The following is a 20,785-nucleotide window of genomic DNA, read 5'->3' as shown; positions in this document are numbered from 1 at the left end:
GGAAAGTTACACTGAAAATATCATCTGTATGCCTTACCCGATGAGTGTGATTCTGATATTTGGAGTAGAACCCTATATTGGCCCCGCTATTGTCTATTAAAAGACCAAATACCCGCTCATTGTTACTTTCCATGAGACAGGTATACTTCAATCGTTCAGATGGGATCCAGTGGATCTTCAAGCTTAGAGGAGCGCAGCTCCCGCAAGGGGTTGCCCCCTACAAAGGTATCCGCAGCTACGTCCTTGTGCACCACAGAGCCGGCGGCAATTACTGCCCGGTCGCCGATAGTCACACCCGGCAATATAGTCGTATTGGCCCCGACAAGCACATTCTCACCAATAACCACTTCGCCCAGCCGATATTCATGAATCAGATACTCATGGGCCAGGATTGTAGTATTATAGCCGATAATGGAATTCTCGCCTACGGTAATCTTTTCCGGAAAAAACACATCGACCATCGCCATCAGCCCAAATGCCGTATGTTTACCCACCTTCATCCCCAGCACATTACGATAAATCCAATTCTTCAGGGAAAGGATGGGGCAATATCTGGCGATCTGGATAAAAATAAAATTGCGAACGCCCTTCCACGGACTGACAGTACGGTAGATATACCATAAAGAGTTATGCCCTTCTACAGGGTAGCGGGTTACTTTTCTCAATAGTTATTCGTCCCCTGCTCTACAATTTGGATAATCTCCTGCATTTCATGAATGATGTAGTCAGGCTCGTAGGTGCTGAGCGTCTTTTCCCCTTTAAGTGACCAGGCTACTCCAGCCACCCGAACACCCGCCGTCTTGGCGGACTGGATATCGACCGGACTGTCACCCACCATCAGCGTAGAACGCGGATCAACCCCCAGATTGCGAACAGCTGTCAGTACCGGCTCAGGATGCGGCTTGGGTTCAGCTACATCCTCTACCGTTACGATGGTATCCATATATTTGAGCAGATCGAACATCTCCAGCGCCTTAAGGGTAGTGGGACGAATCTTGGTGGTGACAATACCCAGCTTGCAGCCGAGGCGTACAAGTTCCTCCATCGTTTCATTCACCTGGGGAAAAGCGCGGATCAGCTCATCATGATGCTCATAATTGTAGGCGCGGTAGGATTTCTCCAGAATGCTGACGTCCTCAAGCCCACTGAATGCTCTCATCTGCTGCTGGAGCGTGGTTCCCATATGGGGAATCATCTGTTCCCGGCTTAACGGGGCCAGGTTGTTGTGCTCCAGTGCATGCATAAATGAACTGATAATCAATTCATTCGTATTCACAATTGTACCGTCCAGGTCAAACAGAACGCATTCCATCATGATTTCTTACTCCTTCTTATCTCGATCCACCGGCATCCTGGATTGCGGCTGAGATGAACTCTGAGTTGTATTGACGTCCTGATCAGGCACAATTGTATCTGTGGCAAGCTGCTTGGTACTTACGATAGGATCAGAATAATGCGCACTTGATCTTCCAGTTACCCGCCGGATTACAATCAGTACAATAGCCACCAGAATAATCAGCAGGGCGAGCAGCTGCGAGCTGCGAACATTGCCGTAGGCAGGATCAAGATACCCTTGCTCGAAACCGAACCAGGTCATTGGACTCCACAGGCCATTCATGAACGAGGCCAAACCGCTGCTGCCGTTAAAAGCAAGGCTGTCTGTACGCATCGCTTCAATAAAGAAACGTCCGATAGAATACCAGATGAAATAAGAGAGGAAGATTTCGCCTGCACGCACGAATTTCTGACGACGGAGAACCATCAGCAGCGCGATGCCAAGCAGACTCCATAACGATTCATATAAGAAGGTAGGATGATGGAAAGCACCATCTATGTACATTTGATTAACGATAAAGTCCGGCAAGTGAAACTTATCCCGCAAAAAGGATTCCTCCACTACTCCGCCGTAAGCTTCCTGGTTGACAAAGTTGCCCCAACGTCCGATCATTTGGCCTGCAAGCAGCCCTGGTGCACAGATGTCAACCAACCGCCAGAACGGATAACCTTTATAGCGGAAATAAATAATCGCGCAGATGATGGCTCCGATTAAGGCACCATAGATGGCAATCCCGCCATTCCAAATCTTGAAGACATCCATGAAGTTGTCTTTGTAATCTTCCCACTTGAACGCAACGAAATATATGCGTGCCCCGATAATTGCAGAAGGCACACCAAGAAGCAGCATGTCCATAAAAAATTCCTGGGGGATGCCGTAACGTTTGCCTTCACGGATGGCAAGATACAGACCTGCCAGTGCGCCAAGCCCCAAAATTAAACCGTACCAGTGTACCGGCAGTGAACCGATAGAGAACACAATTGGATCTATTGCTAAAGGGAACATTGTCTCGGCCTCCTAGTCCATATCATCCATGTCTTCGGATATGGTGGCAGTTAGTTTATTGGTAAACTGCAGCGCAGCATTGAAGCCCATTTGCTTCAGACGGTAGTTCATCCCAGCCACTTCAATAATAACCGCAAGGTTGCGTCCCGGACGTACTGGTATTGTCACCAACGGAACATCCGTATCAATAATCCGCGTGGTCTCTTCATCCAGCCCCAGACGATCATATTGCTTGTCTTGCTGCCAGGCCTCCAGTCTTACCACCAGTGTAATCCGCTTGTGATTACGGATCGCTCCGGCACCGAACAGGGTCATTACATTAATGATGCCTACTCCGCGAATCTCCAGCAGGTGGCGGATCAGTTCCGGCGCAGTACCATGAAGCTGGTTGTCGGATGTTTGGCGAATTTCAACCGCATCATCGGCAATCAGACGGTGACCGCGTTTGACAAGCTCCAGCGCCGTTTCACTCTTGCCGATACCGCTGCTGCCGGTAATCAGCATGCCCACACCATATACATCACAGAGAACGCCGTGGATCGTTGCTGTAGGAGCAAGCTTGCCTTCGAGGAAGCTGGTCAGTCGGCTGGAGAAAATAGTAGTAGCCATTGCGCTGCGCAGCACCGGTAGTCCCTTCTCGTTGCTAATGTCGATGAATTCCTGCGGCACATCCAGTCCGCGTGTAATGACGATACAAGGCGTGTTGTCATTGCAAATCCCGCGTACCCGGCTAACACGCTCTTCTTCCGGCAGCATGGAGAAGAAAGCAAGCTCCGTCTTGCCAAGCAGCTGTACCCGTTCTTCCGGATAATATTCGAAATATCCGGCCATTTCCAGACCCGGACGATTCAAATCGTCGACCGTAATCGGCCGCTTCAAGCCTTCTTGTCCAGAAATCACTTCCAATTGAAAATGCTGTACCAATTCCGATACTTTTACTTTCTTAGCCATATATTGTTCTTCCTTTCGTCAACCTGCGGTGGGTATCCGCTTCCTGTGTTCGGCCCAACAACCTGTCCATTCATCCGAAGGTAATTCTTCTGCTATCTTAATGGATAACGCCTATGAATGCAATCTTAATGCCTGTTGCTGAAGGCTTCTGTATAAACAATAAAGCCACCCTTTCGGGTGGCTTCTTTATGAAAATATAAGAAAGTATAAGTTTCATCTGATGCTTTATCCTTCTATTTCTCGCAGAAACGGATGCCCCCTCTTTCAGAGGACAGCGAAGCCGTTTCTACTTGGCAGATGGACAAGCGATCTTATCCCAGCAAAATGTTAAGTTCGGACTCTTTATCAAAGAAGTGAACTTTGTTCATGTCGATAGCCAGCTTAGGCTTGCTGCCTTCACGGGTAGTGGAACGTCCGTCAACACGGGCAACCACAGTACCAGCACCAAGACCACTCAGGTAGATCAGCATTTCATGACCCAAGTTCTCTGTAACATCAACCAGGGAAGTGAAGATGGTGTTTGGTGAAGCTTCCAGGAATACTGGCTCTTCATGGATATCTTCCGGACGAACACCCATAATAACTTCTTTGCCGATGTAACCTTTGTTGCGGATGATCTGTGCTTTGCCGCCTGGCACTTCAACATCCAGGTTGTCAGCGCGGAAACGGATAGCACCGCCAACTTCGGACAATTTACCAGTGATAAAGTTCATTGTAGGGGAACCAATGAATCCGGCAACGAACAAGTTGGTTGGTTCGTTGTACAATTCTTCAGGCGATGCAGCCTGTTGAATGATACCATCATACATAACTACGATACGGTCACCCATCGTCATAGCTTCGGTCTGGTCATGCGTTACGTAGATACATGTGGTTTCGAGACGTTTCACCAATTTGGTGATTTCGGCACGCATCTGACCACGAAGTTTAGCATCCAAGTTGGAGAGAGGCTCATCCATCAGGAAGACCTGTGGGTCACGGACAATCGCACGGCCCAAGGCAACACGTTGGCGTTGACCACCAGACAGGGCTTTAGGTTTACGCTCAAGCAAATGCTCAATATCGAGAACCTTGGCAGCGTCACGAACCTTCTTGTCGATTTCTTCTTTCTTCACTTTACGCAGTTTCAAACCGAACGCCATGTTCTGATACACACTCATATGTGGATACAAGGCGTAGGATTGGAATACCATCGCGATGTCGCGGTCTTTAGGAGCTACGTCATTAACAACGCGGTCGCCAATGTACATCTTGCCTTCGGAGATTTCTTCCAGACCTGCGATCATCCGCAGTGTTGTGGATTTACCACAACCGGACGGTCCTACCAGAACCAGAAATTCCTTATCTTTTATGTCAAGATTGATATCGATTACTGTCGCTTTATCAGCACCCGGGTATTTTTTGAAAATATGCTCTAAACGTACGCCTGCCATTGTATTTCCCCCTCGAGTCAATTATTTAGATAAAACAATTCATTTCTCTTGTACACTTATCTTACCCCACTCCTGGGATAATGGCTATTTGTAACGTTCACAAAAAACCTATTTTCTTTTCGTTACTTTATACAATAGCATGGTCAGCTTAACAATGGCAGCGTCTCCAAAGCTGCGGACATCGGCTCCGGTTTCCTGTTTAATTTTGTCCAGACGGTAGAGCAGCGTGTTGCGGTGAATGTATAATTTCTTTGCAGTTTCACTCACATTACAGTCCATCTGAAAAAAGGTTTCCAGTGTCAGCAGCATTTCTTTATCTGCCAGCACTGCGGTGTAATCTCCTATCTGTGCCAGCAGCTGCCGGCGGCGCGCGTCGGGTATACTGTTCACCAAACGCTCCAGATGCAGCTCCCAAGGCAAATGAATATAGGAACCTACCTGGAAGATACGTCCAAGGATAATTGTCTCGCGCAGTAAAGCCACTGATCCGGTTAGACCTTTAACCGGCACCACCGGAGGAGCTACCGCCAGATGAAATACGCCAACCCATTCACTGGCAATCAGCTCATGCAGCCCCATACAGGTCTGGGAGAGCAGTTCATCCTCACTCTCTTCCTCATATTCCTTATCATCCCCACCTGTGAGCAGATCCTTGCGGGCCAGAATTAGCCATTCCTTCTCCTGCAGCGGAATCAGCAGAATTTCGTTCTCGAAATAACTGCGCAGCAGCTTCATTAATGAACGGTAGGATATCTGTGGACTGTGCATATTCTCGCTAACCAGCAGGAAAGGTACCATATTACCGAAGAGCCGTCCTTTTAAGGCCATATCATCGGGTATTTCCGAATCATCCTTCTCTTGCTCCAGCTGAGAGTTCAGCCAGCCGCTGAGCTGACGGGCTTCAACTTCCCCTTCCTCTCGCAGCCCTGCCGCCTTGAGGGCAACAGCGAAGTTGACAGCAGCATAATTGGCCAATCGCATCTCTATCGCCGATAATCCGTCTAACTCCAGCCACACCGCAGTTATTCTTCCATCATTCTCATACAAAGGAACCCACAGGCGCCCTTCAACGATAACTGGCTCACCCTTGGCTTCCGCTTCTACCGTAAAAAGAGATGCTGAGTGTTGTCTCCCCAGCTGTTTAATTCCGGTTTTCTTTCCGGTTAGTTGCTCCAGTTTTAAACGCAGTGTCTCACTATCCATTGCCACCATACTCCACCACTTTTGCTCTTTTCGCCTATTTTATCATATTTTGCAACAATTTGCGGCAATGCTCAATACCGTTTCATTTGTTAATATAATGAACGCAAAAATCCACCGTCCTAAAGGACGGTGGATAAATGATATTATTAGGATGAGCCATGAAGGATTCGAACCTTCGACACCCTGATTAAAAGTCAGGTGCTCTACCAACTGAGCTAATGGCTCATAAAACTGGTGGAGGATGATGGATTCGAACCACCGAACACTTACGTGAGCAGATTTACAGTCTGATGCGTTTGGCCACTTCGCTAATCCTCCAGGAAAGGTGGCTCGGGACGGAATCGAACCGCCGACACGAGGATTTTCAGTCCTCTGCTCTACCGACTGAGCTACCGAGCCATAAAGATTCATAAAACTACATAGCAATAAAGCGGAAAATCAAGCTTCCACTCCATTTGTGGAAATTATAAGTGGCGGAACCGACGGGATTCGAACCCGCGATCTCCTGCGTGACAGGCAGGCATGTTAGGCCAACTACACCACGGTTCCACACTTTGGTGATAATGGTGCCGGCGAGAGGACTTGAACCCCCAACCTACTGATTACAAGTCAGTTGCTCTACCAGTTGAGCTACACCGGCACGATGTATATAGATTGTACAAAAGTAAATATGGTGGAGGCTGAGGGGATCGAACCCCCGACCCTCTGCTTGTAAGGCAGATGCTCTCCCAGCTGAGCTAAGCCTCCGGGTATGTATGGTAGCGGCAGAGGGGATCGAACCCCCGACCTCACGGGTATGAACCGTACGCTCTAGCCAGCTGAGCTACGCCGCCACATAACATATGGATAATGGATGGAATATGAAATGGCGGAGAGAGAGGGATTCGAACCCTCGCACCGCTTACGCAGTCTAACCCCTTAGCAGAGGGTCCCCTTATAGCCACTTGGGTATCTCTCCGAACAAGAACGGTTTTCCATATAATCCATACAGGCTTGATGCCTGAAAACTGAATCCGAAACAAATCTGCGTTTTAAGATGTGGATAAGCCCTCGACCGATTAGTATTGGTCAGCTCCATGCATTGCTGCACTTCCACCTCCAACCTATCTACCTCGTCGTCTTCAAGGGGTCTTACTAATTGGGAAATCTCATCTTGAGGGGGGCTTCACGCTTAGATGCTTTCAGCGCTTATCCCGTCCGTACGTAGCTACCCAGCCATGCTCCTGGCGGAACAACTGGTGCACCAGCGGTACGTCCATCCCGGTCCTCTCGTACTAAGGACAGCTCCTCTCAAATTTCCTGCGCCCACGACAGATAGGGACCGAACTGTCTCACGACGTTCTGAACCCAGCTCGCGTACCGCTTTAATGGGCGAACAGCCCAACCCTTGGGACCTACTTCAGCCCCAGGATGCGATGAGCCGACATCGAGGTGCCAAACCTCCCCGTCGATGTGGACTCTTGGGGGAGATAAGCCTGTTATCCCCAGGGTAGCTTTTATCCGTTGAGCGATGGCCCTTCCATGCGGTACCACCGGATCACTAAGTCCGACTTTCGTCCCTGCTCGACTTGTAGGTCTCGCAGTCAAGCTCCCTTATGCCTTTGCACTCTGCGAATGATTTCCAACCATTCTGAGGGAACCTTGGAACGCCTCCGTTACTCTTTAGGAGGCGACCGCCCCAGTCAAACTGCCCGCCTGACACGGTCCCCGTACCCGATAAGGGCACTAGGTTAGAACCTAGATACGATCAGGGTGGTATCCCAACGGCGCCTCTGCAGAAGCTTGCGCTCCTGCTTCTCTGGCTCCCACCTATCCTGTACAGATCGTACCCAAATTCAATATCAAGCTGCAGTAAAGCTCCATGGGGTCTTTCCGTCTTGTCGCGGGTAACCTGCATCTTCACAGGTATTAAAATTTCACCGGATCTCTCGTTGAGACAGCGCCCAAGTCGTTACGCCATTCGTGCGGGTCAGAATTTACCTGACAAGGAATTTCGCTACCTTAGGACCGTTATAGTTACGGCCGCCGTTTACTGGGGCTTCGGTTCACAGCTTCGGATTGCTCCTAACCGCTCCCCTTAACCTTCCAGCACCGGGCAGGCGTCAGCCCGTATACTTCGCCTTACGGCTTCGCACAGACCTGTGTTTTTGCTAAACAGTCGCTTGGGCCTTTTCACTGCGGCCCCCTCGGGCTATTCACCCTACCGAGGCACCTCTTCTCCCGAAGTTACGAGGTCATTTTGCCGAGTTCCTTAACGAGAGTTCTTCCGCGCGCCTTAGAATTCTCTTCTCGCCTACCTGTGTCGGTTTGCGGTACGGGCACCTTCTCCTGGCTAGAGGCTTTTCTTGGCAGTGTGAGATCATGACCTTCGCTACTAACATTTTCGCTCCCCATCACAGCCCAGCCTTCACGATGTGCGGATTTGCCTACACATCAGCCTCACTGCTTAGACGGACACATCCATCAGTCCGCGTCACTACCCTCCTGCGTCACCCCATCGCTCATAGCGGATTACGGTGGTACAGTAATTTCAAACTGTTGTCCTTCGACTACGCCTTTCGGCCTCGCCTTAGGTCCCGACTTACCCTGAGCGGACGAGCCTTCCTCAGGAAACCTTGGGCTTTCGGCGGATCAGATTCTCACTGATCTTTTCGTTACTCATACCGGCATTCTCACTTGTATACGCTCCAGCACTCCTCACGGTATACCTTCAACGTATATACAACGCTCCCCTACCCCAGATACATTGTATCTAGCCATAGCTTCGGTGGTGTGTTTAGCCCCGTTACATTTTCGGCGCAGAGTCACTCGACCAGTGAGCTATTACGCACTCTTTCAATGGTGGCTGCTTCTAAGCCAACATCCTGGTTGTCTGTGCAACTCCACATCCTTTCCCACTTAACACACACTTGGGGACCTTAGCTGATGGTCTGGGCTGTTTCCCTTTCGACAATGGATCTTAGCACTCACTGTCTGACTCCCGGCAATAAATATGTGGCATTCGGAGTTTGACTGAGCTTGGTAACCCTTGCGGGCCCCGCACCCAATCAGTGCTCTACCTCCACTATTCTTATACCGAGGCTAGCCCTAAAGCTATTTCGGGGAGAACCAGCTATCTCCGAGTTCGATTGGAATTTCTCCGCTACCCCCACCTCATCCCCGCATTTTTCAACATGCGTGGGTTCGGGCCTCCAGTGCGTGTTACCGCACCTTCACCCTGGACAGGGGTAGATCACACGGTTTCGGGTCTACGCCCCCATACTCAAATCGCCCTATTCAGACTCGCTTTCGCTGCGGCTCCGGCTTCTCACCTTAACCTTGCATGGTAAACGTAACTCGCCGGTTCATTCTACAAAAGGCACGCCATCACCCCTAAAACGGGCTCTGACTTTTTGTAAGCACACGGTTTCAGGTTCTATTTCACTCCCCTTCCGGGGTGCTTTTCACCTTTCCCTCACGGTACTGTTTCACTATCGGTCGCCAGGTAGTATTTAGCCTTAGCAGATGGTCCTGCTGGATTCATACGGGGTTTCACGTGCCCCGCACTACTCGGGATCCGTCTCGGAGAGAATACAGTTTAGGCTACAGGGCTTTTACCTCTATCGCGGGCCTTTCCAGACCTCTTCGCCTACTATATTCCTTTGTAACTCCATGTGAGACGTCCCACAACCCCTAAGAGCAAGCTCTTAGGTTTAGGCTGTTCCGCGTTCGCTCGCCGCTACTGACGGAATCACTATTGTTTTCTCTTCCTCAGGGTACTTAGATGTTTCAGTTCCCCTGGTCTGCCTCTACCTCTCCTATGTATTCAGAGAGGAGTAACTGCGAATTACCACAGCTGGGTTTCCCCATTCGGACACCCCCGGATCAAAGCTTGCTTACAGCTCCCCGAGGCAGTTTCGTTGTTCGCCACGTCCTTCGTCGGCTCCTGGCGCCTAGGCATCCTCCGTGTGCTCTTATTAGCTTAACCATCGCTCCGGTGTTTGGCTTGTTCGCTCATCTTGTTTTGAACAGCGCTACCGGACTAATCCGTTCGCTACTCTGTTCAAAGCCAAAGGTCGCTTCACAATCCAAAACCTTCGCTTCCAGCTAATAACTAATTCACTTGTTTGCACAAGTTATAGCTAAAAGATGTTCTAAACGCAAATTCGTTTCGGTATCCAGTTTTCAAGGATCAAGGTGTTGCATACATTATTCTGTAAAACATTGTTGGTGGAGCCAAGCGGGATCGAACCGCTGACCTCCTGCTTGCAAGGCAGGCGCTCTCCCAGCTGAGCTATGGCCCCATAATAGGATATGAAGTTGAAATGGTGGGCCTTAGTGGACTCGAACCACCGACCTCACCCTTATCAGGGGTGCGCTCTAACCAGCTGAGCTAAAGGCCCTTATTCATATCAATGACGCTTATGAAATTCATAAGTGTGCGCTTGGCGGCGTCCTACTCTCCCAGGACCCTTCGGTCCAAGTACCATCGGCGCTGGAGGACTTAACGGTCGTGTTCGGGATGGGTACGTGTGGAACCCCTCCGCTATCGCCACCAAACGCATACGAAAGAGACTTGCTCTTTCAAAACTGAACACGAGTGAGTGTGTTGAACCCGAAGGTTCTATAGAAGCTTACGCTTCTGTTCGAATGTTTCCGTCTCAGGAAACGATTCTCCATAGAAAGGAGGTGATCCAGCCGCACCTTCCGATACGGCTACCTTGTTACGACTTCACCCCAATTATCTACCCCACCTTCGGCGGCTGGCTCCCTTGCGGGTTACCCCACCGACTTCGGGTGTTGTAAACTCTCGTGGTGTGACGGGCGGTGTGTACAAGACCCGGGAACGTATTCACCGCGGCATGCTGATCCGCGATTACTAGCAATTCCGACTTCATGCAGGCGAGTTGCAGCCTGCAATCCGAACTGAGACCGGCTTTGTTGGGATTCGCTCCACCTCGCGGTTTCGCAGCCCTTTGTACCGGCCATTGTAGTACGTGTGTAGCCCAGGTCATAAGGGGCATGATGATTTGACGTCATCCCCACCTTCCTCCGGTTTGTCACCGGCAGTCTGCTTAGAGTGCCCACCATCACGTGCTGGCAACTAAGCATAAGGGTTGCGCTCGTTGCGGGACTTAACCCAACATCTCACGACACGAGCTGACGACAACCATGCACCACCTGTCTCCTCTGTCCCGAAGGCCGCTGCTATCTCTAGCAGATTCAGAGGGATGTCAAGACCTGGTAAGGTTCTTCGCGTTGCTTCGAATTAAACCACATACTCCACTGCTTGTGCGGGTCCCCGTCAATTCCTTTGAGTTTCAGTCTTGCGACCGTACTCCCCAGGCGGAGTGCTTACTGTGTTAACTTCGGCACCAAGGGTATCGAAACCCCTAACACCTAGCACTCATCGTTTACGGCGTGGACTACCAGGGTATCTAATCCTGTTTGCTCCCCACGCTTTCGCGCCTCAGCGTCAGTTACAGCCCAGAAAGTCGCCTTCGCCACTGGTGTTCCTCCACATATCTACGCATTTCACCGCTACACGTGGAATTCCACTTTCCTCTTCTGTACTCAAGCCACCCAGTTTCCAGTGCGACCTTAGGTTGAGCCCAAGGTTTAAACACCAGACTTAAATAGCCGCCTGCGCGCGCTTTACGCCCAATAATTCCGGACAACGCTTGCCCCCTACGTATTACCGCGGCTGCTGGCACGTAGTTAGCCGGGGCTTTCTTCTCAGGTACCGTCACTCCGATAGCAGTTACTCTACCGGACGTTCTTCCCTGGCAACAGAGCTTTACGATCCGAAAACCTTCATCACTCACGCGGCATTGCTCCGTCAGGCTTTCGCCCATTGCGGAAGATTCCCTACTGCTGCCTCCCGTAGGAGTCTGGGCCGTGTCTCAGTCCCAGTGTGGCCGTTCACCCTCTCAGGTCGGCTACGCATCGTCGCCTTGGTGAGCCGTTACCTCACCAACTAGCTAATGCGCCGCAGGCCCATCCCTTAAGGGCAGATTGCTCCGCCTTTCATCCTCGGTTCAGGAGAACCAAGGAATTATCCGGTATTAGCTACCGTTTCCGGTAGTTATCCCAGGCTAAGGGGCAGGTTGCCTACGTGTTACTCACCCGTCCGCCGCTGAATCCTGTTGAAAGCAAGCTTTCAACAAAACTCCGCTCGACTTGCATGTATTAGGCATGCCGCCAGCGTTCGTCCTGAGCCAGGATCAAACTCTCCAAATTGGTTTTATCGAGCGATCACTTCCCCGAATCACTCCGAGAAAATAACCATCCGATAAAGTATTGAAAAGAGCGATATGCTCAATTTGAAACATCTGACGAGAATTTGCATTCTCTACCGACAAGCTTCACTTGCGTGAAACCCATCTTCTTTTGGATTTTACTTTCGTAAAATCCCACTCACTCGTTGTTCAGTTTTCAAAGATCAATGTCTCATTTGCTTCATCGTCGCTTGTCAGCGGCGACCTTTATAATATATCACAGCACCCTTATTTCAGTCAAGCGTTTTTTTGTTTTATTTTACGCTTGGCTCATTCAGCAAGTTATACTAGAATACCTTGTCCAAAGGGCCGAGACTTAATGTATCATATATTACAAAGCTACGTCAACCCTTAAAACAAGGTTAATCTTAATCCAAGCAACATCAGCACACCAGGAAGACCAAGAATCATTACTGCGCCTATGGTTGCTGGGTTGAGGGGAAGATATACTTCTGTTATCCATCCCGAGAAATTGACAATATATATGGCTAACGAAGCGAGAATCAAATGAGTTCCGAACAGGCTTAACCAAGCTAAACCAAGTTTTTTTCTAAATACTATGAATAATAACAATGCCAACGATAGCAACATTACCCCTATTGCAGCTAAACGGATCATCTATACTCTCCTTTCTACTATTCTATCCGCTACATCCGACTGGAGTTCAGACCTAATCTTTTGGCATGCTTCAAATGAATTTGATATTTGCGCTCGGCGGCCTCTAGGATATAAATAGCATAATCGATTTGATCCTGACCCAATGCCTCATCAAACATCAAGTATGCTCTTTCCCACTCGGATTGTGCTTTGCGTACCTCAAGCAGTGTATTCCAGCCATCATCCTCTAACGGCACTGTGTCTTTGGGCTCCGACACACGGCGCCATAGATTCCACCAGTTCATCCCTATTCCTCCTCCAGATCGTCTTGAGGTATGCCAGTCGTGACTGCTTATACCCCCGCTACCTCATACATATAGGAATAAGGACAAACTTAGAACTACAAAAAAACCGCACAGATCAGAATAAAACCGGGAGGGACCCAGGGTAGCTTAATCAAAATACCTCAGGAGGTTAATCGAACACGTTCCTGTAAGTCAGTCCGGTCCTGTATACGACAAAAAACCCTTTTGGACACGACTGCCGGAAAATAATCCTGAAGTCTGTTCAAAAGGGTTGTTAAGTTATGGAACTGCAGTTGTCTTATAATGTCCGCTGTAAGCTGCTAGAACAGCTCCCGACGCCCCTCCAGTGCTTTGGATAAGGTAACCTCATCTGCATACTCAAGATCTCCACCTACAGGCAGGCCATGGGCTATACGGGTAATCTTAATTTCGAAGGGCCGGGTCAGACGGGAAATGTACATCGCTGTCGCTTCACCCTCAATATTGGGGTTGGTCGCCATGATCAATTCCTTGACTCTCTCATCACTGAGACGGGTAAGCAGCTCCTTCAGGCGGATATCGTCCGGTCCAATGCCCTCCATGGGCGATATTGCGCCCTGCAGCACATGATAATAACCGTTAAATTCCTTGGTTCGCTCGATCGCCACCAGATCCTTGGAGTCCTGAATTACACAGATAATCGAAGGATCACGGGTTTTGTCCTGACAGATCCGGCACGGGTCCGTGTCAGTGATGTTGCAGCAAACAGAGCAATAATGCAAATTACGCTTGACGCTTACCAACGCCTTGGCAAAATCAATGACCTCGTCCTCTTTCATGTTGAGTACATGAAACGCCAGCCGGGCTGCTGTCTTGGGCCCTATTCCAGGCAAACGGGTAAAAGCATCGATCAGCTTGGCTAGCGGTTCGGGATAATACATCGTTTAGAACAAGCCCGGAATCTTCATGCCGCCGGTAAACTTGCCCATATCGCTATTGGCGATTTCTTCCGCTTGGGTCAGCGCATCGTTAACGGCTGTAATAACAAGATCCTGCAGCATCTCCACATCGTCCGGGTCAACCGCTTCCGGTTTGATCTGAATGGACAACAGCTTCTTGTGGCCGTTCACCTGAACGGTAACGACTCCGCCACCGGATGAACCTTCAATCGTTTTGGTTCCCAGCTCTTCCTGTGCCTTCAGCATCTGCTCCTGCATTTTCTTAACCTGTTTCATCATCTGATTCATATTATTCATTGATCATCTCTCCTTTGGAATGCGCGCTTGGCGCTGATGTGCAGCTGAATTAATCTTTTATGACAACAAGGTCTTCTCCAAACAGTTGAATGGCCTCGTCAATCCAAGGTTCCTGCTTGGCTTCGGCACTCTCATGCTCATGCTCCAGCCGCAGTTCTTCGGTCCCTGTCTGCGCCGCCGGCTTCAGCGCCGCTTCATTCCAATCACGAAGCAGCATAGTGACCAGCCTGTAAGGCTTGCCTAGACGGGCGGCGAGCACCTGCTCAATCACCTGCCGGTTGGCCGGCTTCTCGGTCGTATCGCGGTGAATGGTATTCTTAAAGGCAACCAGCACGGCATCATCCAGCACCGAAACCGGCTCGCCATCCACGAACCAGGCATGAACGGTCACCTTCTCTTCCTTCACCCCTTGCAGAACAAGGCTCCATTGCTTGTAGATAGCCGCAAAATCGCCACTGTCCTTGGCAGCAATGAATTTATCTACCTGTGGCGGCAGCTTGGCTGCGGAGGACATACGCGGAGCGGAGCTCTGCACAGCTGGCTTCTGGGCAGGGGTATTCTCACGGCCCCCGCCGGCAAGCGCACCTGCTGCCATGGCCTGCTCCAGCTTCTTCTCCAGCGCTGCGATCTGCTTCTTCAGATGCTCAAGCTCCCCGGCAGCCGCTGGCGCGCTTCCTTGCGGAGCCGCAGACTGCTGTGCCAATGATGGCTGTGCAGCTTGATCTGGCTGCAGACTGCACAGCTTCATAAGTGCTACTTCGAACAAAGTCTGCGGGTGTGTAGCATATTTCATCTCACCAAGGTAACGGTTCAGGGTATCTACGATATTGAACAGCCGGTCACGGGTGAACGCAGCTGCCATATCCTTGAATTCGGCCGGGTTCAGCACCCGGTCTGTTAATTGATCCGCTCCCGGGACCATCTTGATCATCAGAAGGTCACGGAAATAGAAGAGCAGATTCTCCAGACATTTGTCAGCGCTTTTGCCTTCATGCATCAGCTGCTCAACAAGCTCCAGTAATTGCCCCATTTCCCCTTCCAGAATAGCTCTGGCCAAACGGGCAAATTGTTCCGAAGCAATTCCGCCGGTCATATTAAGCACCTGAGCGTACGTTACATTTCCGTCGGTGAAGGAGGAAATCTGGTCCAGAATGCTCATCGCATCCCGCATTCCCCCGTCGGATAGACGGGCAATATACTGCAGCGCATCTTGATCAGCCGTGATGTTCTCCTTCTCACAGACGGCTGCCAGATGAGCAGTCTGCTCCTCCAGCGAAACTCTGCGGAAGTCAAACCGCTGGCAGCGTGAGATGATCGTGGCTGGAAGCTTATGCGGCTCTGTAGTAGCCAGTATGAACATTACATGGGGCGGCGGCTCTTCCAGCGTCTTGAGCAACGCATTAAAAGCCTCGGTTGTCAGCATATGCACTTCGTCAATTATATACACTTTACGGCGCACCTCGGTAGGCGCGTATTTCACTTTATCTCTGAGGTCGCGGATTTCTTCTACGCCCCGGTTGGAGGCAGCATCAATCTCCTGCACATCCATGACATTTCCCGCAGTAATTCTTAGGCAGGAGGGACATTCATTGCAAGGCTCTGCACCTTCACTCCGCTCACAGTTGACCGCTTTGGCCAACACTTTGGCTGCGGTCGTCTTCCCTGTTCCGCGCGGCCCGCTGAACAGGTAGGCATGCGAAACCCGCTGTTCGCGTATCGCGTTCTGCAGCGTCTGGATAATGTGCTGTTGTCCTACTATGTCTTTGAACGACTGCGGCCGCCATGCACGGTACAGCGCGATATGTTCCACTATGCATTACCCTTTCTTAGGCTGCCGCTATAACGGCATTTGTCGCTAATTTATTATACTATATTCCCTGGAATTTGACCAAAAACAAAAAGCATCTTTGCTTGTGGCAAAGATGCTGTTATGAGCAGGATATAAACCGTGCACCTGTTATTGATGGCTGCGATCCAAGCGGCAACCCTGCATGACTGCTCGGGCTAGGCTACCCTCCGGCACAAGAGTAACTTGCTTATGGCTGCTTCCTTCCGGACCTGACCAGGTTCACAAGCACTCATTGCGGAGGACCCAACCGTCAACACAGCCCGCAGGAACCAAGGCCTCACATCGACAGCACCTCTAACAGGAATTCAACCTCGCTACAGCGGATTGCGAGTTACAGGGCACCGCTACCTCCCCATCTAGCACGGCGAAGATAAGTATAGCCTACCCACGCATAAAAATCAACCGCCTGTCTGCAAAACGGATGCCAGTTCGACGCCAAAAGCCGTTAGATGTTAATCGGCAGCTGCTTCACACGGGCCAGCTCCGTAGGCGGAACATGTGTGTAAGAGCCGATAACAACCTCAGGAAGCTCATCCCGGAAGATATCCAGCATCGTCTTCATCCCCAGAATATCGCCTTGTGCCGGAGGAATCAAATTCAAGTAGGCTTCCGGATCAATATTCAAATTGCGCATCTGAATCAATCGCAGACCGGTTCGTCTGACGAACTCCACCATGGCTTCAATCTCTTCCTCGCGGTCAGTCACCCCTGGGAAAATCAAATAATTGATTGAGGTGTATACCCCTTGCGACAAGGCATATTTCAGCGATTTCTCTACATTGGCCAATGTGTATCCACGTGGCTTGTAATAGGCATTATAATGGTCATCCAGCGCACTGATGGTACTTACACGCATTAGATCAAGCCCTGCATCCACAATACCGCGCATATGGTCGCTCAGTCCAGCATTGGTATTAATATTGATATAGCCCATATCCGTAATCGAACGAACTTCACGAATCGCTTCAATAATCAGCTTGGCCTGGGTAGACGGCTCGCCCTCGCAACCTTGGCCGAAGCTGACAATCGATTGAGGTGTCTTCAGATGCTCCAGCATAACCTGGGTAAGCTCACTTACTGTAGGCCGGAAGTTCATGCGGGTCTGAGGTGACACAAATCCACTGTCGTCGGGTTGCTCGGAAATACAGCCAAAGCAGCCGGCGTTGCAGGAATAAGAGACCGGTACCGCACCTTCCCAGCGACCCAGAAAGGTATTGGAGGAGGTGAGACATTCATAGCCGAGAGCGCAGTTGGAAAGATGTCCATAGAGACGGTTCTCCGGATATTTAGCGGTCAGAGCCTCTACCCCCGCCTCCACCGCTTCCCTTCCGCTGTTCAGCGGATTCCATTGCTCCGGGTTATCCGTAGGGTCGGCAGCCACGTAGAAGCCGCCATCCTTCCATACTACAGCCGAATATCCGAATAGCGGAAGCTTATATTCCTTGTCCGTCTTAACGTACCCTGGAAGGCACAGACGGGTAAAGCCCTGAGGAAGCAGCGCACCCACCGCCTGCGAGCCTGCCGGCAGCGGCAGCATTTCGCCAGTCTCCGGGTTCATGCCCACCGCTCTGGTGCAAGGCAGCCCTACCAGCGTAGCGCCTTCCGGCAGCGGAATCAGCTCTTCTTCCAGCATCTCTACAATCATATCCCCACTGCGGGCAAGCCCGTACAGTTCGGGATGATCATATACGTTTCCTTGCTCGTCAGCATATACCAAATACATGTTAGTCTCCTCTATATTAACGTTCTAGGTTGTAGGTACCGTGGGCGCTTTCGGGCGGGGCGTTCTGCGTGCTGCCGCACCGCTGTTCGACGTGCCTCCGTTGCTGGCGGTACCATTCGTTTCCTTGGATCCGGCCACATCGAAGGCAGCCAGGAACTCGGCGTTGGTCTGTGTGTTACGCAGCTTCTTGATGAAGCCTTCCACGAAATCGTAAGAATCGTTCATGCTCTTGCGGATCGACCAAATCGTATCCAGCTCTTCCTTGCTCAGCAGCACTTCTTCTCGGCGTGTGCCGGAACGGCGGATGTCGATTGCCGGGAAAATACGGCGTTCGGCCAGCTTGCGGTCCAGATGCAGCTCCATATTGCCCGTGCCTTTAAATTCTTCATAAATGATGTCATCCATACGTGATCCGGTATCTATCAGAGCCGTAGCGAGGATGGTCAGACTGCCGCCTTCTTCCACATTCCGCGCTGAACCAAAAAAACGTTTCGGGCGGTGAAAAGCAGCCGGATCAATCCCTCCGCTCAGTGTGCGTCCGGATGGAGGAACCACCAGATTGTAAGCACGGGCCAAGCGGGTAATGCTGTCCAGCAAAATCACAACATCCTTCTTATGCTCTACCAAACGAAGCGCCCGCTGCAGCACCAATTCAGCTACCTTGATGTGATTCTCGGGAAGCTCATCAAACGTCGATGCCACTACCTCGCCCTTCACGGAACGCTGCATGTCGGTTACTTCCTCAGGCCGCTCATCAATCAGGAGTACAAAGAGTTCTATCTCAGGATTGTTAGTGGAAATGCTGTGGGCAATTTCTTTCAGAAGAAGCGTCTTCCCTGCTTTGGGAGGTGCTACAATCAAACCCCGTTGCCCCAGACCGACCGGAGCGAGCAAATCCATGATTCGAGTAGATAAATTAGTAGGGGATGTTTCTAGTGGTAGCTTGATTTGCGGATAAAGAGGTGTTAAGGCTGGAAAGTGAAGACGTTCGGCTGCACTGGCCGGATTCTCGCCATTGACCGCATTGACCTGAAGCAGTCCGAAATACCTTTCGTTCTCTTTGGGTGTTCGGCATTTCCCTGACACCAAGTCCCCGCTTCTGAGATCAAATTTGCGAATTTGCGAAGCAGATATATAAATATCCTCTGCACTCGGCAAATAGTTGATTGGCCGTAGAAATCCATACCCCTCGGGCAGAATCTCCAGAACCCCTTCCATAAACATGAGTCCGCTCTGCTCTGCCTGAGCCCGGAGTATTGCGAAGATCAGCTCCCGTTTCTTGAGCGTGCCGTAATAAGGGATCTGGTATTTTTTCGCCAGCTTATACAGCTCGGTCAGCTTCATCTCTTCCAAATCGGAAATTTGAAGATCCATGTAATAACCACCTATTCAATTTTTATATGAGTTATTCTAGTATGCCTGTATGCAAGTTATGAGTCTATCAAGAAGAAACGGCTTCGCTGTCCTCTCCAAGAGGCGGCATCCGTTTCTTCTATTTTAAAAAACCTCATTAGGATAGCATTACCCGAATTGGAAGGAGTTATGCAGTTGTACCGCAAATAACCCCCTCCTCTCCGGTGTTCTTAGCCTAATTCCGTCTCCCGCCAAACGTCAGCCCCCAGCATTCGGAGGTTGCTGACTAAATGATCATAACCGCGGTCAATGTATTCCACACCGGTAACTTCGGTGATTCCCTCTTCCACGGTTAAGCCGGCGATAACCAGCGCTGCGCCTGCCCGCAGGTCGGCTGCCTTCACCTTGGCCGCATTAAGCTTGCTGCCCTCAATGATTGCCGAACGCCCTTCCACGCGGATCTTCGCCCCCATACGAACTAATTCAGGAACATGCTTGAAGCGATTGCTGTACACAAAATCAGTCAGCACACTTACGCCTTCCGCCTGGGTCAGCATACTTGCCATCGGAGACTGCAGATCGGTGGCGAAACCCGGGTAGATTAACGCTTTAACATCGGCATGGTCATATCTGGCCTTGCCAATTACTCGTATACTCTCGTCCAGCTCTTCAATCTCAACACCCATTTCCAGCAGCTTGGCTGTCAAAGCTTCCAGGTGCTTCGGAATGACATTATCTATCAGCACATTGCCACGCGTTGCCGCAGCGGCAATCATATATGTTCCAGCCTGTATCCGGTCAGGAATAATGGAGTGACGGCAGCCGTGCATTTCCGTGACACCTTCGATTCGGATCGTTTCAGTGCCGGCGCCTTTAATAACAGCGCCCATAGAATTTAATAGGGTAGCTACATCTATAATCTCAGGCTCTTTAGCCGCATTTTCGATAATTGTGGAGCCTTTGGCCCGTGAAGCCGCCAGCATAATATTAATTGTAGCCCCAACGCTGGAGACGTCGAGGTAAATCTTCGCGCCGCGTAATTCCTTGGCATACAAATGAATAGAGCCGTGTTCGTTGGTAACTGTTGCACCCAGTGCCTCAAAACCCTTGATGTGCTGGTCGATTGGCCGTGGCTCAAAATTGCAGCCGCCAGGCAGACCTATAGTGGCTTCCTTGAATCGTCCAAGGAGGGCACCCATCATGTAATACGACGCCCGGAGCTTCTTGACCGGACCATTGGGCATGGGGATGGAAACAATACGGGAGGGATCGATGCTCATCTGGTTGCCTGACCATGTTACGGTTGCGCCAAGCTCTTCCAGAATTTCGGAGTATACAGCTACATCGCTAAGGGACGGTAAATTATCCAGAACAACTTCAGATTCGGCCAAAATCGCCGCAGGAATAAGCGCAATTGCACTATTCTTCGCTCCGCTGATGGTGACAACGCCCTGCAGCGGACGTCCACCGCCAATCATTAATTTTTCCATAGATTTATCTGTTTCCCCCTACGAGTATTGCGGTCAACAATACGTACT

14 protein-coding genes, 10 tRNA genes, 3 rRNA genes and 1 other RNA gene are annotated in these 20,785 nt (G+C 50.5%); all 28 read right to left on the bottom strand.

Translation table 11 applies throughout. The features are described 5' to 3' along the window. Positions 1–155: 155 nt before the first annotated feature. Positions 156–665: an acyltransferase gene (locus B9T62_RS32710; RefSeq protein ID WP_087919069.1), complete on the bottom strand. Its 510-nt coding sequence runs from the start codon at positions 663–665 to the stop codon at positions 156–158. Next, a complete protein-coding gene (ppaX, locus tag B9T62_RS32705) occupies positions 662–1,315 on the bottom strand; it encodes a pyrophosphatase PpaX (protein ID WP_087919068.1) in 654 nt (217 codons plus the stop codon). The genes B9T62_RS32710 and ppaX overlap by 4 nt, the downstream gene beginning before the upstream one ends. Positions 1,316–1,321: 6 nt before the next feature. Further along, complete coding sequence (gene lgt, locus B9T62_RS32700; RefSeq protein WP_087919067.1) at positions 1,322–2,341, bottom strand: prolipoprotein diacylglyceryl transferase; 1,020 nt, start codon at positions 2,339–2,341, stop codon at positions 1,322–1,324. A 12-nt stretch (positions 2,342–2,353) separates the two neighbouring features. Continuing rightward, positions 2,354–3,292 (bottom strand): HPr(Ser) kinase/phosphatase, encoded by a 939-nt coding sequence (gene hprK / locus B9T62_RS32695; RefSeq protein WP_087919066.1) that lies wholly within the window; start codon positions 3,290–3,292, stop codon positions 2,354–2,356. Between the two features lie 311 nt (positions 3,293–3,603). Beyond that, a complete protein-coding gene (locus tag B9T62_RS32690) occupies positions 3,604–4,725 on the bottom strand; it encodes an ABC transporter ATP-binding protein (protein WP_087919065.1) in 1,122 nt (373 codons plus the stop codon). Positions 4,726–4,833: 108 nt separating this feature from the next. Then, positions 4,834–5,928, bottom strand: coding sequence for a PucR family transcriptional regulator (locus tag B9T62_RS32685; protein ID WP_087919064.1), 1,095 nt, complete (start codon positions 5,926–5,928; stop codon positions 4,834–4,836). A 152-nt stretch (positions 5,929–6,080) separates the two neighbouring features. Beyond that, positions 6,081–6,153 (bottom strand) — tRNA-Lys (locus B9T62_RS32680). A gap of 7 nt (positions 6,154–6,160) precedes the next feature. Beyond that, positions 6,161–6,246, bottom strand: a tRNA-Tyr gene (locus B9T62_RS32675). Positions 6,247–6,254: 8 nt separating this feature from the next. After that, positions 6,255–6,327, bottom strand: a tRNA-Phe gene (locus B9T62_RS32670). Between the two features lie 72 nt (positions 6,328–6,399). Further along, a tRNA-Asp gene (locus tag B9T62_RS32665) sits at positions 6,400–6,477 on the bottom strand. Between the two features lie 15 nt (positions 6,478–6,492). Next, positions 6,493–6,568: transfer RNA gene (locus tag B9T62_RS32660), tRNA-Thr, on the bottom strand. Between the two features lie 31 nt (positions 6,569–6,599). Further along, a tRNA-Val gene (locus B9T62_RS32655) sits at positions 6,600–6,675 on the bottom strand. Positions 6,676–6,684: 9 nt separating this feature from the next. Beyond that, positions 6,685–6,761: transfer RNA gene (locus B9T62_RS32650), tRNA-Met, on the bottom strand. Between the two features lie 33 nt (positions 6,762–6,794). Then, a tRNA-Ser gene (locus tag B9T62_RS32645) sits at positions 6,795–6,886 on the bottom strand. A gap of 80 nt (positions 6,887–6,966) precedes the next feature. Next, positions 6,967–9,895, bottom strand: a 23S ribosomal RNA gene (locus tag B9T62_RS32640). A gap of 240 nt (positions 9,896–10,135) precedes the next feature. Then, positions 10,136–10,211 (bottom strand) — tRNA-Ala (locus B9T62_RS32635). A gap of 22 nt (positions 10,212–10,233) precedes the next feature. Further along, positions 10,234–10,310: transfer RNA gene (locus B9T62_RS32630), tRNA-Ile, on the bottom strand. Positions 10,311–10,350: 40 nt separating this feature from the next. Next, positions 10,351–10,467, bottom strand: a 5S ribosomal RNA gene (rrf, locus tag B9T62_RS32625). Positions 10,468–10,589: 122 nt separating this feature from the next. Further along, a 16S ribosomal RNA gene (locus B9T62_RS32620) occupies positions 10,590–12,147 on the bottom strand. The 16S, 23S and 5S rRNA genes sit together here with 10 tRNA genes alongside, the layout of an rRNA operon. A gap of 389 nt (positions 12,148–12,536) precedes the next feature. Further along, the gene (locus tag B9T62_RS32615; protein WP_211296377.1) at positions 12,537–12,803 is read right to left on the bottom strand and encodes a pro-sigmaK processing inhibitor BofA family protein; all 267 of its coding nucleotides are present in this window, start codon (positions 12,801–12,803) and stop codon (positions 12,537–12,539) included. 29 nt (positions 12,804–12,832) lie between these two features. Further along, positions 12,833–13,087 (bottom strand): DUF2508 family protein, encoded by a 255-nt coding sequence (locus B9T62_RS32610; RefSeq protein WP_087919063.1) that lies wholly within the window; start codon positions 13,085–13,087, stop codon positions 12,833–12,835. A 320-nt stretch (positions 13,088–13,407) separates the two neighbouring features. Beyond that, positions 13,408–14,007, bottom strand: coding sequence for a recombination mediator RecR (gene recR, locus B9T62_RS32605; protein WP_087919062.1), 600 nt, complete (start codon positions 14,005–14,007; stop codon positions 13,408–13,410). A gap of 3 nt (positions 14,008–14,010) precedes the next feature. Beyond that, positions 14,011–14,322 (bottom strand): YbaB/EbfC family nucleoid-associated protein, encoded by a 312-nt coding sequence (locus B9T62_RS32600; RefSeq protein WP_087919061.1) that lies wholly within the window; start codon positions 14,320–14,322, stop codon positions 14,011–14,013. Positions 14,323–14,371: 49 nt separating this feature from the next. Further along, positions 14,372–16,132: a DNA polymerase III subunit gamma/tau gene (dnaX, locus tag B9T62_RS32595; protein WP_087919060.1), complete on the bottom strand. Its 1,761-nt coding sequence runs from the start codon at positions 16,130–16,132 to the stop codon at positions 14,372–14,374. Positions 16,133–16,268: 136 nt separating this feature from the next. Next, positions 16,269–16,536: signal recognition particle sRNA large type (gene ffs, locus B9T62_RS32590), an RNA gene on the bottom strand. Between the two features lie 80 nt (positions 16,537–16,616). After that, positions 16,617–17,894 carry a radical SAM family protein gene (locus B9T62_RS32585; RefSeq protein WP_087919059.1) on the bottom strand — a complete coding sequence of 426 codons (1,278 nt, stop codon included), beginning with the start codon at positions 17,892–17,894 and terminating at the stop codon, positions 16,617–16,619. A gap of 24 nt (positions 17,895–17,918) precedes the next feature. Then, the gene (rho, locus tag B9T62_RS32580; protein ID WP_087919058.1) at positions 17,919–19,268 is read right to left on the bottom strand and encodes a transcription termination factor Rho; all 1,350 of its coding nucleotides are present in this window, start codon (positions 19,266–19,268) and stop codon (positions 17,919–17,921) included. Positions 19,269–19,477: 209 nt separating this feature from the next. Next, positions 19,478–20,737 carry a UDP-N-acetylglucosamine 1-carboxyvinyltransferase gene (locus tag B9T62_RS32575; protein ID WP_087919057.1) on the bottom strand — a complete coding sequence of 420 codons (1,260 nt, stop codon included), beginning with the start codon at positions 20,735–20,737 and terminating at the stop codon, positions 19,478–19,480. Positions 20,738–20,785 lie beyond the last annotated feature (48 nt).

This window comes from Paenibacillus donghaensis, from assembly GCF_002192415.1.
Taxonomy (GTDB): Bacteria; Bacillota; Bacilli; order Paenibacillales; family Paenibacillaceae; genus Paenibacillus_AQ; species Paenibacillus_AQ donghaensis.
The sequence above is the reverse complement of the archived record's forward strand: the minus strand, read 5'-3'. Positions and strand labels throughout refer to the sequence as shown.